Origin of the sequence: Streptomyces spiramyceticus, assembly GCF_028807635.1 — a bacterium.
GTDB lineage: Bacteria > Actinomycetota > Actinomycetes > Streptomycetales > Streptomycetaceae > Streptomyces > Streptomyces spiramyceticus.
In genome coordinates this window covers 1,566,751-1,581,370 of record NZ_JARBAX010000001.1, presented here as the reverse complement: position 1 = coordinate 1,581,370, position 14,620 = coordinate 1,566,751, and the positions used below count along the sequence as shown (strand labels likewise).

Genomic DNA, 14,620 nt, shown 5'->3' with positions numbered 1-14,620 from the left:
TGTCCTCCGCCCTAGGGGCGGACGAACTGGGGGCCCTGCGGCGGCAGCCTGAAGTTCGGGTCCGGCGCGAAGGCAGCGGCGGCGGCCGGCTGCGGGTAGCCGTAGGCGGGCTGTGTCGTCGCTGCCTGGGGGTAGCCGTAGGCCGGGGCAGGTGCGGGTGCCGGCGGAGGCGTGGCGGGCTGAGGGTAGCCGTACGCGGGCTCGGCGGGCTGGACGGGAGGCGCCGAGGGCTCGGAGGCCGGTGCGGGCTCTGCTGCCGCGGCAGTTCCCTCGGGCTCGCTCTCGTTCCCTGTCTCGTCCACGGAGATGCCGTGGTCGGTGGCCAGCCCGATCAGACCGTTCGAGTAGCCCTCGCCCAGCGCCCGGAACTTCCAGCCCTCGCCGCGCCGGTACAGCTCACCGCAGATCAGCGCGGTCTCCGCACCGGTCTCCGGTCTGACCTCGAAGTACGCGAGCGGCTCGCCGCTGCCGGCCGCCGTGGCGTCGTACACCTCGATACGCAGGTCCCGTACGCGCTCGAACGGGACGTCGTCCGTGGAGGCGACTATCAGGACCCGGTCCACGGCGGGTTCGAGCGTCGCCAGGTCCGTCTGCACCGAGTCGGTGACACAGTCCGGGAGCCGCTTCTTGCCCAGGCTACGGACCAGGCCGGAGGGGTGGCGGGGCTGGTTGTAGAAGACGAAGTCCTCGTCGGAGCGCACGCGCCGGTCGACGCCGAGCAGCAGAGCCGAGGCGTCCACTTCTGGGACGTCGGGGCCCGGGGTCCAGCGCAGTACGGCCCGTACGGCCGTCGCATCGAGCGGGACGTTCGAGCCCTTCAGCATCGCGTGCGTCATGCCCTTCATCCTGCCTTCCCGCTGCTGGTACGGACAACGCGGGGGCCTGTTCGGTACCTCCGGCGGAGTGGACCTTGCACCCGAGTTACCTGGAATTCATCCACCTGGGGAACTCTTGACACCCTCCCCTACGTACTATTACCGGCCACACGTCGACAGGCCATTGCGGCAGCACGGGGGGACCTTCATGCATCATTTCGGGCATATCCCGCGCTCTGTCCGGGACGGCCTCTTCCATCAGGCGCCGGGCGAGTTCAATGCGGAGTCCCCGGCGAAGACGCTTGCGGCCGCCCTGGGAGCCACGCTCTACAGCCCGGCCACGCGGCCGAGGATCGCCGACGACGTGGCGAAGCAGGCCGGGCGCGGAGTCGTCTCCATGGTGCTCTGCCTGGAGGATTCCATCGACGACGCGGAAGTCGGCAACGCCGAGGAGAACCTCGTCCGCCAGCTCGCGGAGCTCGACGCGCGGGGCAAGGAGCCGCCGCTGCTGTTCGTCCGGGTGCGCGAGCCCGAGCAGATCCCGGACCTCGTGCACCGGCTCGGGCCCTCGGCGCGGCTGTTGTCCGGATTCGTACTTCCGAAGTTCACCGAGGATCGTGGAGTCGGCTTCCTGGAGGCGCTCGCGGCGGCGGAAGCCGAGAGCGGACAACGGCTGTTCGCGATGCCGGTCCTCGAATCGCCGCAGCTGCTCCACCTGGAGACCCGGGCGGAGACGCTCCGCGGCATCGCCCGCACCGTCGACAAGTACCGTGAGCGGGTGCTCGCGCTGCGTCTCGGAGTCACCGACTTCTGCTCGGCGTACGGACTGCGCAGGGCGCCCGACATGACGGCGTACGACGTGCAGATCGTGGCCGGCGTCATCGCCGACGTGGTGAATGTGCTCGGGCGCTCCGACGGCACGGGGTTCACGATCACCGGACCCGTGTGGGAGTACTTCCGGGTCCAGGAGCGGATGTTCAAGCCGCAGCTGCGCCGCAGCCCCTTCATGGGGGAGGCGGAGAAGCTGCGTGCGGCGCTCATCGAGCACGACATGGACGGGCTGCTGCGGGAGATCTCCCTCGACCGCGCCAACGGGCTGCTCGGCAAGACCTGCATCCACCCCTCGCACGTCCTGCCCGTGCACGCGCTGTCGGTGGTCAGCCACGAGGAATTCAGCGACGCACAGGACATCCTGCGGCCCGAGCGGGGCGGCGGCGGAGTGCTGCGTTCCGCGTACACGAACAAGATGAACGAAGTGAAGCCGCACCGCGCCTGGGCCGAACGCACGCTGCAGCGCGCCGAGGCCTTCGGCGTGGCGCGGGAGGACGTCGGCTTCGTGGAGCTGCTGACCGCCGGCATAACCGGCTGAGATCCGAGACTGAGATGGAGACGGACGACGTGGTGTGGTCGGGAACGTGGGTCGCGGAGCGGCTCGGTGTCGAACTCGTCGGCGAAGGCGGCGAGGGCGGACCGGGCGATCTGAACGATCTGCTGGGCCTGGCCCTGCGCCGCAACCCGAAGCGGGCTCATCTGCTCGTCTCCAACGTGCTGGGCAAGCATGTGCCGCAGCTGCCCTCGCGGGTGTACGGAGCCGGGTTCGCGCTGGGCGAGGACGTACGAAAACTGCTCGGCGAGGCCGCGGCCACCGACGCGGTGGTCCTCGGGTACGCCGAGACGGCGACCGGACTCGGCCACGCGGTGGCGGACGGCGTGGGCGTCGCGCCGTACCTCCACTCGACGCGCCGCCCGGTGGCGGGCGTGGCGACGGCGGGCGGCTTCGAGGAGTCCCACTCGCACGCCACGTCGCACCTGCTGCTGCCGGAGAACCCGGCGCTGCTGGCGGGCGAGGGGCCTCTGGTCCTGGTCGACGACGAGTTCTCCACCGGCAACACGGTGCTCAACACCATCCGCGACCTGCACGAGCGCTACCCGCGCGACTGGTACGTGATCGTGGCCCTGGTCGACATGCGCTCGGCGCGGGACCGGGGCAGGCTGGACGATTTCGCACGGGAGATCGGCGCGCGGGTCGACCTGCTCGCGATGGCATCGGGAACGGTCCGCCTGCCGGAGGACGTACTGGAAAAGGGCCGGGCATTGGTGGCCCACCACGAGTCCCTGCCGACCACACCCACGACTGTCGCTGTGCCTGCTGCTGCCAACTGCGCCCGCATCGACCTCGACTGGCCCGCCGGCGTGCCCGACGGCGGGCGGCACGGGTTCCTGCCCGCCCACCGCGGCGACCTTGAGGACGCGCTGCCGGGCATGGCGGAACGTATCGCCGGGGCGCTGCCCGAGGGCGCCCGCCGCGTACTCGTCCTCGGCTTCGAGGAGTTGATGTATGCGCCGCTCAGGCTGGCCGGTGCGCTGGAGGAGCGCGTCGACGCCGAAGTGCGGTACTCGACCACCACGCGCTCACCCGTACTCGCCGTCGACGACCCCGGCTACGCCATCCGCACCCGGCTCGTCTTCCCGGCACACGACGTCCCCGCCGACGGTCCCGGCGCGCGCTACGCCTACAACGTCGCCGGCGCCGGGTTCGACGCCGTGGTCGCCGTCGTCGACTCCGCCGCCGACACCCCCGAACTGCACGCCCCCGACGGCCTCCTCGCCAGGCTCGCCGCCCACATCCCGCATGTGGTGCTGGCGGTCGTCCCCTCGTACGTACCCGAGCTGTGCGTAACCGAGCCGTACGTACCCGAGCTGCGCGTAGCCGAGCCGTACGTACCCGAGAACGCCCCGCGCACCCAGCACGTCCCCGAACGGCAGGAACCGCCCATGCCCGAGCCCCTCCGCGGCCCCGCCTTCTCCTCCTACGCCCCGGAGGACGTCGGCTGGCTGCTCCAGGACCTCTCGGACGTCGAGCTCGAAGCCCCGACGGAGGAGCGCGAGGAGGCGATCCAGAGCGGCGGCGCGCATTACGCCGAGTCGCTGCCCGTCGAGTACCAGCCGAGCGCCCAGTACCAGGAGCTCTTCAAGGCGGCCCTGGAGACCTCGGCAGCCCGCATCGCCCGCGCGGTCGCCGTCGTGACCGAGACCGTCCTCGCCGAACGGTCCCCGCGCCCCGTACTGGTCTCACTCGCCCGCGCCGGCACGCCCGTGGGCGTACTGATGCGCCGCTGGGCCCAGTACCGCCACGGCCTCGACCTGCCGCACTACGCCGTCTCCATCGTCCGGGGCCGGGGCATCGACCGGACCGCCCTGCGCTGGCTGGCCGCGAACCACGACCCGGCCGACGTCGTCTTCGTCGACGGCTGGACGGGCAAGGGCGCGATCACCCGCGAACTGGCCGACGCGCTCAGCGCCTTCGACGGCTTCGAGGACTCCGACGGCTCCGAGGGGTCCCAGGGCTCCGCGGCCTTCAACCCGGAGATCGCCGTCCTCGCCGACCCCGGCAGCTGCGTAAAGACCTACGGCACCCGCGAGGACTTCCTCGTCCCCTCCGCCTGCCTCAACTCGACCGTGTCCGGCTTGATTTCGCGTACGGTCCTGCGTTCCGATCTGGTCGGCCCGGGCGACTTCCACGGCGCGAAGTTCTACCGCGAACTCGCCGCTGACGACGTCTCCGGCCACTTCATCGACACCGTCGCCGCCCGCTTCGACGAGGTCGCCGACGAAGTCGACGCCGAGGTGAAGGAACTCCTCTCGGCGGACCGGGCCCCCACCTGGGAGGGCTGGGCGGCCGTCGAGCGGATCAGCGAGGAGTACGGCATCCACGACGTGAACCTCGTCAAGCCGGGCGTGGGCGAGACGACCCGCGTCCTGCTGCGCCGCGTCCCATGGAAGATCCTCGCCAAGCGCGACGCCGGCGCCGACCTCGACCATGTGCGCCTGCTGGCGGAGCAGCGCGGCGTACCGGTCGAGGAGGTCGACGGGCTCCCGTACACCTGCGTCGGCCTGATCCACCCCCGCTACACGCGCGGCGCGACGGGCGCGGACGGCAAGGCGGTGGCATCCAAGTGACTGCCGAACGCCCTCCCGTCCTGGTGGCGAGTGACCTCGACCGCACGCTGATCTACTCGGCGGCCGCCCTCGGCCTGCGCATGCCCGACGCGGAGGCGCCGCGCCTGCTCTGCGTCGAGGTGTACGAGAGCAAGCCGCTCTCGTACGTCACGGAGACCGCCGCGGGCCTGATGACACAGCTCGCCGCCGACACCTGCTTCGTACCGACGACGACCCGCACCCGCGAGCAGTACCACCGCATCCAACTCCCCATCCCCACGCCCCGGTTCGCAATCTGCGCCAATGGCGGCCACCTCCTGGTCGACGGGGTGTCCGACCCGGACTGGCAGGAGCAGGTGGCGAAGACCCTCGCGGACGAATGCGCCTCCCTGTCCGAGGTCCGCGCCCACCTCGTCCGCGCCGCTGACCCGGCCTGGCTGCTCAAGGAGCGGGTCGCCGAGGACCTCTTCGCATATCTCGTCGTGGAGCGCGCGCTCCTGCCGGACGGATGGGTGAAGGAACTGGGCGAGTGGGCCGAGGCCAAGGGCTGGACGGTCTCGTTGCAGGGCCGCAAGATCTACGCCGTACCCAAGCCCCTCACCAAGAGCGCGGCCATGCGCGAGGTGGCCCGCCGCACCGGCGCGACGCTCACCCTGGCCGCAGGCGACTCCCTCCTCGACGCGGATCTGCTGCTGGCGGCGGACCGGGGCTGGCGTCCTGGGCACGGCGAGCTGGCCGACACGGGTTGGACCGCCCCGCAGGTCACGGTCCTGCCCGAGCGGGGTGTCGCGGCGGGCGAGGAGATCCTGCGGTCCTTCATCCGCGCTGCAGCCCGGCTCCAGGTCTGAGCGCGAGCTCCGGCCGACCTGTGATATTGGGGAGAGACCTGACCAGTCCAACCTGACAGGGAGCGCGATGAGCAAGGGAAAAAGCCTCAAGATCACCGATGAGCTGTATGCGTACGTCATGGCGCACAACCCGCCGCTGGACGCAGTGCAGCGCGAGCTCGTGGAGACGACGCAGACACGCTTTCCGGAGTACGCGGTCATGCAGTCCGCCGAGGAGGAGGGGACGCTGCTGGCCTTCCTGGTACGGCTGACCGGCGCCCGGCACATCGTCGAGGTCGGCACCTTCACCGGCTTCTCCGCACTGTCGATGGCGCAGGCGATGCCCGCCGACGGCCGGCTGATCGCGTGCGACATCTCGGAGGAGTGGACGGCGTACGGGCGCGAGGCCTGGGATAAGGCGGGCGTCGGGGACCGCGTCGAGCTGCGGATCGGCCCTGCACTGGACACCTTGCGCGCCATGCCGGCGGAGCCGCACATCGACTTCGCCTACATCGACGCGGACAAGGTCAACTATGTCCCGTACTGGGAGGAGCTGGTGCCGAGGATGAGCCGGGGCGGGGTGATCGCCACGGACAACGTCCTCTACGGCGGCCTGGTCGTCGACCCGGACGCGACGGGGTCCGCGGCCGCGATCAAGGAGTTCAACGACAGGGTGACGGCCGACGAGCGCATGGAGAGCGTGATGCTCCCGGTGGCGGACGGCCTGACTCTGTCCCGGAAACGCTGACCAGGACGGAGCGGCAGCCTTAGCCGCAGCACCCGCCGCCGCAGCAGCCTCCCCCGCCACCACCGGCAGCGGGCGCCGGCCCGGCGGACTTGGCGGTTCCGCCGACGGCGACCGCGGACAGCAGCTTGACGGTGTCCTCGTGCCCGTCGGGGCAGGTGGCGGGCGCGGAGGACTCGGCCATGGGCCGGTTCAGCTCGAAGCTGGTGTCGCAGGAGCGGCAGCGGTACTCGTAACGGGGCATGCACACAGGTTACTGAGTCCCGCAACGGCTCAGGAGCCCGCGCCCCGCTCCTCGCGTATGTCCGACACGACCCGGGCCACGGCCCGTCGTACGGCCTCTGTCTCGGTCAGGAAGTGCCAGTAGTCGGGGTGGCGGCCCTCAAGGCCCGCGACAGCCCGGTCCAGCCTGGCGACGGAATCGTCCAGCGGGCGGGCATGGCGGGGATCGGGGGTGTTGCGTCCGGCCATGGCAAGCCGCTGCGCGTCCCTGATGGCGAACCGCGTGCGCTGGATTTCCTGCTGCGGGTCCTTGGCCACGGCATTGAGCCGCTGCAGGCGGTCGCCGGCCGCCGACACCGCCTCGTCGGTGGAGTTCAGGAGCGCCCGGACCGTACTGAGCAGGGAAGTGGCGTCGGGCCAGCGCTGCTCGTCGCGCGCCTTCGCCGCCTCCCGGATCTTCTCCTCGGCCTGCCGGACGGTGCTCTCCGTCTGCGCGGGTACGCCCTGCAGGTCCTGCCAGCACGCCGCCGTGAACCGGCGCCGCAGCTCGCTCAGGATCGGCTCGACCTTTTCGGCCCGGGTCGTCAGCGCCTGCGCCCGGGTCCGCAGTGACACCAGCCGCCGGTCGATCTCGGCGGCCCGCTCCGGCAGCCGCTCGGCCTCGGCCCGTACCGCCTCGGCATCGCGCAACACCTGGTCGGCGCGTTGCAGCGTCTCGGATACGCCGTGCCGCCCGGCGCCCTGATTGAGCTTGGTCAGCTCGGGCGCGAGGGCCGCGAGCCGCGCGGCGAGAGCATCTGCCTTGAGCCCCGAGGCCCGTACGGCATCGAGTGCGTTGCTGGCCGCGAGGAGCATCTGCCGGGCCCGCTCCACGGCGGGCGCGAGCCGGGCGAGCTGCGTCTCGGCGGTGTCGAGCAGCGGCCCGAGCCCCTGCGCGAAGCGGTCGAGCTCGCCATTGACCCGTACCAGCTCGTCCTTGGCCTTGGTCAGCTCCGCCCGCGCACGGGCGGCGGTCGAGGCCTCCAAGTCGTCCCGGTCGAGATCGTGCGCGTCGACGGCCGTGATGTACGCATGACTGACCTCGTCGATACGCCGCCCCAGCGCCGCGAAGTCCTCAACGACCTTGCGTGCCTTGGCCGAACTGTCCACTGCGGTAATCGTCTCGATCGAGATTCGCAGGTCACGCTGCGCGCTGTCCAGCTCGTAAAAAGCCGCGGCGGCCGCATCCTTGGCGGCCTGCGCGTCGGCCCTTACGCTCTCGCCCCGCCCCCCGAACCAGCGTCTCGTACCGCCCCCGCCGCCCGCGAAGGCGAAGGGAAGCGCGGCGATCAGCGGCACCGGCAGAAGCACGAGCGCGACGACATCCCGGACGGCACCCGCTTTCGTACGGCGGCGTACTTGCTGCGTGTACGGCTGCGTGCGTGTCGCCGTCACATCCCTCTCCCGTGCTGTGTCCGCCCTGCCCGGCTACATTCTCCCACCAGGTAAAGACGAACACACGGGCCGATTAGTTCGGGCTTTGCACCCTGACTTCGCCGTTGTCACTGCGTGCCCTCACCACATGCGGACTGCCGGAGTCGCGCGGCACGTCCACCGTGACGTCGCCGTTGTCGCTCTTGGCCGTCACGTTGTAGGTGGCTCGGGGCAGGTCGATGCTGATCTCACCGTTGTCACTGCTTGCCTCCACAAGCCCAGGCACACCCACAAATGCCAGCCAGACACTCCCGGTGTCGGCGCTGACGTTCACCCGCTTGGACGAGATCCCCTGACCGCGGACCTCCCCGTTCGAGCTCTCCAGATCCAGAGCACCGCTGGAGTCCTTGACGGTCACTTCACCGTTGTCGGAACGGATCTTGAGCGCAGTATCGAACCCTTCCGCAGTCACGCTTCCGTTGTCGTCCCTAACGGTCACCGCGACGCCACGCGGCACGGTCACCCGATGCCACGAGTCGCAGTCACTGGCCAAGGCGGTGCAGTGCTGCCGGAGCACCAGCCGCCCGTCCCTCATCTCCCAGGTGGACTCGGGCCCCTCCCCCAGAAACACCCACCCGTCGGCCCGCCGAGTGACCTCCACGTCCTTGACATCACCAGGCACGACCTCAAGCACGGAATTGTCGGCATCGATGGTCAGAGCGTCCCCACTGAACGCAAACGCCTTCTCCTCGGCGGGCGCATCCGTGGCCTGCGAACCACCGCATCCACTCAACGCGACCACGGCGACGACGGCCCCGCCGACGGCAAGGAAGGTGCGGGTGCGAAATGCCACGGTGATCGTTCCCCCAGGTAGTCCCACTGACGAGCCCCCACCGTACGAACGGAACCCACCCCAGGACGATGCGGCCGCCCACCGAACAGCAGGGGGGTTAACCCCACCCCACCCCCTGAGCTGCGCCCGCCAACGGCCCCTCCCACCCCCGACCAGGCAACGGGTTGGGATCCGGCCCCCTGGGCCATGTACGCTGTTGCCTCATCCACGGGTGCGTAGCTCAGGGGTAGAGCGCTGCTCTTACAAAGCAGATGTCGGCGGTTCGAAACCGTCCGCGCCCACCAGTACAAAGGCCCCCAGTCGATCATGGCTGGGGGCCTTTGGCATCCAGATCCGACGGGCGGGGTTCTGCACGAATCGCGGCCAACCAAGGGGCCATGATCTCTCTGGCCATGGCAGCTCCCGTCCAAAGCCGCTCGCTCCACCGACGTCTGCATTCGCGCCAGGGTTCGGCGCATCCAGGCTAAGGAGGACACTGGGGGTATGGCCCTACCTGAAATGCATCATTGCTCGGCCTGTTCGGACGGTGCCGCGCAGGACACAGTCGTTCACCAGGACCTCGTCGTCGGAGCACCGCTGTCCATGGAGGATCTCACCGACGCGCAGCGCCTCGACCGGTTCGCCCGCAAGTACGCTCACGACGGTTGCCAGGTCAGAGAAGTCCGGCGGGTCCCGCACGACAGCTTGAGCGGCTACGCCTGGTCTGTCCGCTTCACCGAGAGTTCGTGACGATTCGATCGCGGGGCAGTTCAGAAAAAATGCCTGCGAGGACTGGCCGGATGGACAGTTTTGGACTTCGCTGGCGGACGGCGATGCCACCGGTCTCCCCGACTTCGTAGAGGGTGGGCCGCGCTGTCGTCGGATGTGGTGCCGAGGAACCTGAGCGTCATGTCGGCCTCCCTCCGCCCTGCCCGCTGAACGAGCGTGGAATCGGACGGCTCCGCGTACGCGTACGTACGCGGAGACTGTCCGGTTCCACGCTCCTCCGAGGTCAGCCCGGTGCCATCCGGCTGAGGGGTTCCCAGGTTCGAAGCCAAGTCGGCCGAGGTGGTCCCGGTCGGCGATCACGTCGATTTCGGCGATCTTGCCCTCGGTGATCGCGAAGCTGAGCACCAGGAACAGCCGTCCGTGGGGAGCCATCGCAAGTCCGACCGTTCCGTCGACCAGCGCCAGTCCCGTGAACCGGGCCCGTCCCGCGGCGGCCATCGCGCCCGTGGCCACCCTGTGGGCGCCGAGCACCACGATCGGCTCCAGGGTGGGGCCGACCGCGCGGTCGGCTCGTAGCACCACGTCCGGGTGGAGCAGGGCGACCAGCGCCTCGAAGTCCCCGCCCCGGGTGGCGGCCAGGAACGCCTCGACGACTTGGCGCCGACAGGTCAGGTCGGGGTCCGGCACGGCGGCGCCTTCTTTGACCCGGCGGCGGGCGCGGCTCGCGAGTTGCCTGGCGGCGGGCGGGGAACGCTCGATCATCGGGCCGATCTCGTCGAAGGGCACGGAGAACATGTCGTGCAGTACGAAGGCGAGCCGCTCGGCCGGCGTCAGCGTGTCGAGCACCACCAGCAGCGCCACCCCGACCGAGTCGGCCAGCAGCGCCTCCTCCTCTGGGTCGTGTCCGTCCTCGGGGCCGACGGCCGGGTCGGGCGCCTGAGCTTCGAGGGGGTCCTCGCGCCGCGACTGGCGTGTACGCAGCATGTTCAGGCACACCCGTGACACCACCGTGGTCAACCAACCAGTGAGGTTCTCTACGCCGCTGGTGTCGGCGCGGCTCGCGCGCAGCCAGGCCGACCTGGCCGCGTTCCGTTATCTCAGGGCCTTCGTGTGGTGTGCGGGAGGTAGACGTACGCCGGACGGGACTGCTCCGGGGATGCCGTCCGAGGAGCGTCCGTGTCGATCAGGTGCACCATGACGGGCGTGCTTCCCGTCGGCCCGGCGGGAGCGGCGCGCAGTCGGTAGCGCTCGGTGCGTACGGCGTTCCGCGCGAGTGGGGCGCCGCCCTCGTACTGCCCGTACGGCATGGCGTCATTGGCGATGCGCAACTCCGTGCGGCGCCAGGCGCCCGCCGCATCGTCCCAGTGCTCCAGTACGAAGGGCTCACCGGAACCGCGCACGTCGCCCGGCTCGTACAGGAGGCTCTCCATCTGGAAAGCCAGGCGCAGGTGTCCGTACGCCCTGGTATTGCCGTTGCGCAGGGTGACCGTGAACTCCTGGGCGGCTCCGCCGCGTACGAGATCGAGCCTGCCGCCGTTGGTGGCGGCGGACATCGAGAGCAGAGTCCGTACGGGAGGAGGGGCCTCCGGAGTTCGGCTACTCGGTGAGGCGGGCGGGGTGCTCTTGGCCTTGGGCTTCGCCGTGGGACTCGGCGTCGACGGAGCGGAAGCTCCCGGGGACGTACTGTCGCTCGCCGTCGGTGAGTGCGGTGGCGCGGCGGAATCACTCACGAGGGACCCCGGACTCCTCGGCCCCGGCTCGGAGCAGGCGCTGGTCCCTTTGGCCAGCAACAGCGCTGCTGCTGCGCCGGCCATGAGCCTGCCCGTGCTGTGCATTTTTTGTTCCTCGGTGGTTGGGCCCGTCCTGCTGAGAGAGGAACGTAACAGCGCCGGGTCTCGCCGGAAGAGGACGGTGGATAACGCTTCAGCTGCGGCGATGACAGTTCGGCCACGATCCCGGCCGGCCGGGTCGCGGGCCTCGCGCGCACGCCGGAAGCGGTGGAGTCCGAGTGGTAATCAGCGCCCCACGACCGGCCGTCCGGCGTTACCGTCGTTGTATGTGCCGCAGCATCAAGACTCTCCGACCGCCCGTCCTGGAGCATGAGGCCACCGACGAGGACGTCACCGCCGCTGCCCTCCAGTACGTACGTAAAGTCTCCGGATTCCGGGCCCCCGCCGCCCACAATCGGGACGTCTTCGACCAGGCCGTCGCCGACATCGCCGAGGCCACCAGCAAGCTGCTCGCCGGGCTTGAGGTGCGCGGGGCCGCGAGAGCGAAGGCGTAGGCGACTGAAGGGTTACGGGGTTACCGGGACCCTGGCCGGGCGCCGTATCAAAAGGGCCGCCAGTGAGCCCGCTCCGAACAGGGCCAGTACCGACACCGCCGCCGCCAGCCACGTCGCGCCGAGCCACTGTCCGCCGAAGTAGCCGAGGCCCACGCTGTAGCCCGCCCAGGCCATGCCCGCCAGGGCCGACCACGGCAGGAACTCCTTCACCTTGCGGTGGGCCGCGCCCGCGCCGAGGGAGACCACCGAGCGGCCGGCCGGGGCGAAGCGGGCGATGACCACCAGGATGCCGCCGCCCCGGCCGAGTGCCGTGCCGAGACGTTCCTGCGCCGAGGTCAGGCGGCGGGAGCGGGCGATGGCGCGGTCCAGGCGTTCGCCGCCGCGCCAGGCCAGGCGGTACGCCACCAGGTCGCCCAGTACGGACGCGGTCGTCGCGCACACCATCAGGGCGAGGATGTCGGGCACCTGGTGCGCGACCTGGCCGGTGGCCCCGGCGGCCGTGGTCGAGCCTGCGGCAGCGGCTGTCGCGGCCGTGATGACCAGGACTCCGCTGGGGAGGACGGGGAGGAAGACGTCCAGGACCACGGAGAGCGCTACCACCGCGTAGATCCACGGGCTGCCGGTCAGCGCCCCCACACTTTCGAACAACGTGACTCCCCGGTTCGTGAAGAACGCCGCGACGTCGCAGGGGAGCGGCAGGGGCGGCTGTACAGCCATACAGCGTACGCCTGTCATATCGGCGGAGATCGTCAGGGGCCGCGACGAATAGCCGGGGAGCGGCGCGACCAATAGTCGGGGAGCGGCGCGACGAATAGTCAGGGAGGGGCGCGGCGAGTCGCCAGAGGGCGCGACGGACCGTCAGGGGCGCGACGACGTCAGGAGTTCGGTCGTACGTACTGCCGTCGTCGCCCGCAGCGCCGCCCGCGCCACCGCGTCCGCATCCGTCAGCGTCACCGAGTCGACGCCCGGCCTGGCGCCCGCCGCCGTCACCCAGTGCACACCCTCCGTCGGCACCCCGAAGGCGAAGCGGTGCGGGTGTGCCTCGCCCCGGTGGTCAATCAAGCGGTACGGGCGGCGAGTTACGTCCAGGCCGCCCGTCTCGTAACCGTCGACCGTGTGCGGGCGGCACTGGCCCGTCTTCAGCAGGCTCGCGAGGAGTTCGTCGGACGTACGCCGCAAATCCGGCTCCGGCAGCCGCGCCTCGACGAGTGTCGTCGCCGTGATTTCGGAGCCCGGTACGTCGGGTGACGATGCGACAAAGGCGCCGTCCACCGTCCCTACCGTCATGCGCGGACCGACCACATCCAGTACGCCCGCCTCGATCAGGGCGGTCATCTCCTCGATCCTGCGGCGCGGCGGCCCGATGGAGAGGAAGGCGTTGAGCGGCGTGTACCAGCGGTCCAGGTGGTTGCGTCGGGACGCGCCCGGCAGGCCTGCGTGGTCCACTATCCGGCGCAGTTCGTTGCGCAGGTCGCGCAGTACGTCGAGGGCGGCCTTGCGCGGGCCCGCGACATTGCCGAGCGCCGCGTGCGCCGCGTCCCGGCGGAGGTGGTGCAGGAGCCAGGCGCGGTGGTCGGCCGGGTTGTGGAAGGTGCGGCCGGTGTACGGGCGGGCGGTCAGGTTCCAGCACCAGCGTTCCTGGTGCGGGATGCCGAAGGCGTCCAGTACAGCGGCCTCTTCGGGGCTGTGGTGTGCCGTGGCGAGGAAGCGTTCGCGGAAGGCCGTGGTGGCGGTCGTGCGCAGTCGCGTGGCTTGCAGCGTCTCGTAGTAGACCGTCTCCACCTCCTTTGCCACCAGCGGCCATATCTCGGCCAGGAAGTCCGGCGGATCACCCGCGTCCGCGCGGGCCCGGAATGCCGCGATCGTGGTGGGGGTCAGGAGCAGCGGGGTGTGCCTGCCGTACGGGCCCTTGGCGTTGTCGCCGCGCGCCTGGTGCGGCACCCCGCGCCGCGACCCCGCGTAAAGGCGCGGCTCGCGGCCGGACGGATGGTAGGTGAGGGTGCCGTCGGAGCCGCGCGTGAAAGTGCCGCCCCGGCCCGATGTCAACAGCGCCATGTGATCGAAGAAGTTGAGGCCGAGGCCCCGGAGCAGGACCGGTTCGCCGGGCGCGAGGGCGGAGAGATCGAGGTCGGCGGGGTTCGCGGGTGGCAGGTGGCGCAGACCGTGGCGGGCGGCGTACGCGGTGAGGTGCGACTCCGACTTGCCCGGGTGCACCGGCAGATGGCCCTGGGCCAGTACGACCGCGCTCAGGCCGGTCAGCGTGAGGCCGTTGTCGAGCGCGAGGCTCTGCGTGCCGTCCGGGGCGTCCTGGAGGCGTACGGCCCGTGCGGAATGCACCTGAACCGTCACCGACTCGGGGGCGCCGCACACCACTTGGCGGAACACCCACTCCAGATAGCGGCCGTAGCAGGCGCGGGTGGGGTAGTCGTCGGGGCCGAGCGCCGTGTCCGTTGTCGTGGCGTTGGTACGCGTGGGTGCCGTCGCCCATTCGTACAGGCTCGGGCCCGGCCGTATCGGACCCGCGCAGTCGACGCTCTCGTCGGTGAAGAGTGTGACCTGCGAGGCGACCGTGTTCATCAGCAGGTCGGCGGGCTGCTCCGTCCGCCAGACCCGGCCCGCACCCGGCGGCGCCGGGTCGACGACATGCACCGTCAGCCGGACGTCCGGGGTCAGTGCGGGCACGGAGGCACAGAGCCTTTCGAGCACGCTGGTGCCTCGGGGACCGGCGCCCACGACAGCGAGGGCATGGCGTACTGCGGACAAAACGGTGACTCCCGGGGCGGTGGGGCGCTGGAAGCGGAGGGTCCGGCTCAT

The 14,620-nt window shown here is 70.6% G+C and carries 12 protein-coding genes, 1 tRNA gene and 1 pseudogene; 6 read left to right on the top strand and 8 right to left on the bottom strand.

The features are described 5' to 3' along the window. Positions 1 to 11 precede the first annotated feature (11 nt). A complete protein-coding gene (locus tag PXH83_RS07110) occupies positions 12 to 836 on the bottom strand; it encodes a TerD family protein (RefSeq protein WP_274557894.1) in 825 nt (274 codons plus the stop codon). A gap of 187 nt (positions 837 to 1,023) precedes the next feature. Between PXH83_RS07110 and PXH83_RS07105 the strand changes: the two genes are divergently transcribed. The 4 genes from PXH83_RS07105 to PXH83_RS07090 all read left to right on the top strand — a co-directional run bounded on the left by PXH83_RS07105 (position 1,024) and on the right by PXH83_RS07090 (position 6,329). Further along, positions 1,024 to 2,184, top strand: coding sequence for an HpcH/HpaI aldolase/citrate lyase family protein (locus PXH83_RS07105; RefSeq protein WP_274557892.1), 1,161 nt, complete (start codon positions 1,024 to 1,026; stop codon positions 2,182 to 2,184). 14 nt (positions 2,185 to 2,198) lie between these two features. Then, the gene (locus PXH83_RS07100; RefSeq protein ID WP_274557890.1) at positions 2,199 to 4,775 is read left to right on the top strand and encodes a phosphoribosyltransferase; all 2,577 of its coding nucleotides are present in this window, start codon (positions 2,199 to 2,201) and stop codon (positions 4,773 to 4,775) included. Continuing rightward, positions 4,772 to 5,602: an HAD family hydrolase gene (locus PXH83_RS07095; RefSeq protein ID WP_274557888.1), complete on the top strand. Its 831-nt coding sequence runs from the start codon at positions 4,772 to 4,774 to the stop codon at positions 5,600 to 5,602. Before PXH83_RS07100 ends, PXH83_RS07095 begins: the two co-directional genes overlap by 4 nt. A 67-nt stretch (positions 5,603 to 5,669) precedes the next feature. Then, positions 5,670 to 6,329: an O-methyltransferase gene (locus PXH83_RS07090; RefSeq protein WP_274557885.1), complete on the top strand. Its 660-nt coding sequence runs from the start codon at positions 5,670 to 5,672 to the stop codon at positions 6,327 to 6,329. 19 nt (positions 6,330 to 6,348) lie between these two features. Here the strand turns inward: PXH83_RS07090 and PXH83_RS07085 are convergent, their stop codons facing one another. The 3 genes from PXH83_RS07085 to PXH83_RS07075 form a co-directional block, all read right to left on the bottom strand. Then, positions 6,349 to 6,570, bottom strand: a complete 222-nt coding sequence (locus PXH83_RS07085) for an FmdB family zinc ribbon protein (protein WP_274557883.1) — start codon at positions 6,568 to 6,570, stop codon at positions 6,349 to 6,351. Positions 6,571 to 6,599: 29 nt separating this feature from the next. Continuing rightward, complete coding sequence (locus PXH83_RS07080; protein WP_274557881.1) at positions 6,600 to 7,982, bottom strand: hypothetical protein; 1,383 nt, start codon at positions 7,980 to 7,982, stop codon at positions 6,600 to 6,602. 73 nt (positions 7,983 to 8,055) lie between these two features. Beyond that, positions 8,056 to 8,814, bottom strand: coding sequence for a DUF4097 family beta strand repeat-containing protein (locus tag PXH83_RS07075; RefSeq protein ID WP_338054700.1), 759 nt, complete (start codon positions 8,812 to 8,814; stop codon positions 8,056 to 8,058). Between the two features lie 209 nt (positions 8,815 to 9,023). On the opposite strand from PXH83_RS07075, the gene PXH83_RS07070 reads away from it, so the two are divergent. After that, positions 9,024 to 9,098, top strand: a tRNA-Val gene (locus PXH83_RS07070). A gap of 751 nt (positions 9,099 to 9,849) precedes the next feature. Here PXH83_RS07070 and PXH83_RS07065 read toward each other — a convergent pair. Continuing rightward, positions 9,850 to 10,611: pseudogene (locus PXH83_RS07065) on the bottom strand (sigma factor-like helix-turn-helix DNA-binding protein); the annotation flags it as partial. A gap of 8 nt (positions 10,612 to 10,619) precedes the next feature. After that, complete coding sequence (locus PXH83_RS07060) at positions 10,620 to 11,075, bottom strand: hypothetical protein (RefSeq protein WP_274557879.1); 456 nt, start codon at positions 11,073 to 11,075, stop codon at positions 10,620 to 10,622. A gap of 503 nt (positions 11,076 to 11,578) precedes the next feature. Here PXH83_RS07060 and PXH83_RS07055 point away from each other — a divergent pair. Further along, the gene (locus PXH83_RS07055; RefSeq protein WP_214916738.1) at positions 11,579 to 11,806 is read left to right on the top strand and encodes a DUF2277 domain-containing protein; all 228 of its coding nucleotides are present in this window, start codon (positions 11,579 to 11,581) and stop codon (positions 11,804 to 11,806) included. Between the two features lie 12 nt (positions 11,807 to 11,818). On the opposite strand, the gene PXH83_RS07050 is transcribed toward PXH83_RS07055, so the two are convergent. Both PXH83_RS07050 and PXH83_RS07045 read right to left on the bottom strand, forming a co-directional pair. Then, positions 11,819 to 12,454 (bottom strand): DedA family protein, encoded by a 636-nt coding sequence (locus tag PXH83_RS07050; protein ID WP_274562711.1) that lies wholly within the window; start codon positions 12,452 to 12,454, stop codon positions 11,819 to 11,821. 210 nt (positions 12,455 to 12,664) lie between these two features. Continuing rightward, positions 12,665 to 14,620, bottom strand: a complete 1,956-nt coding sequence (locus tag PXH83_RS07045) for an FAD/NAD(P)-binding protein (protein ID WP_274557877.1) — start codon at positions 14,618 to 14,620, stop codon at positions 12,665 to 12,667.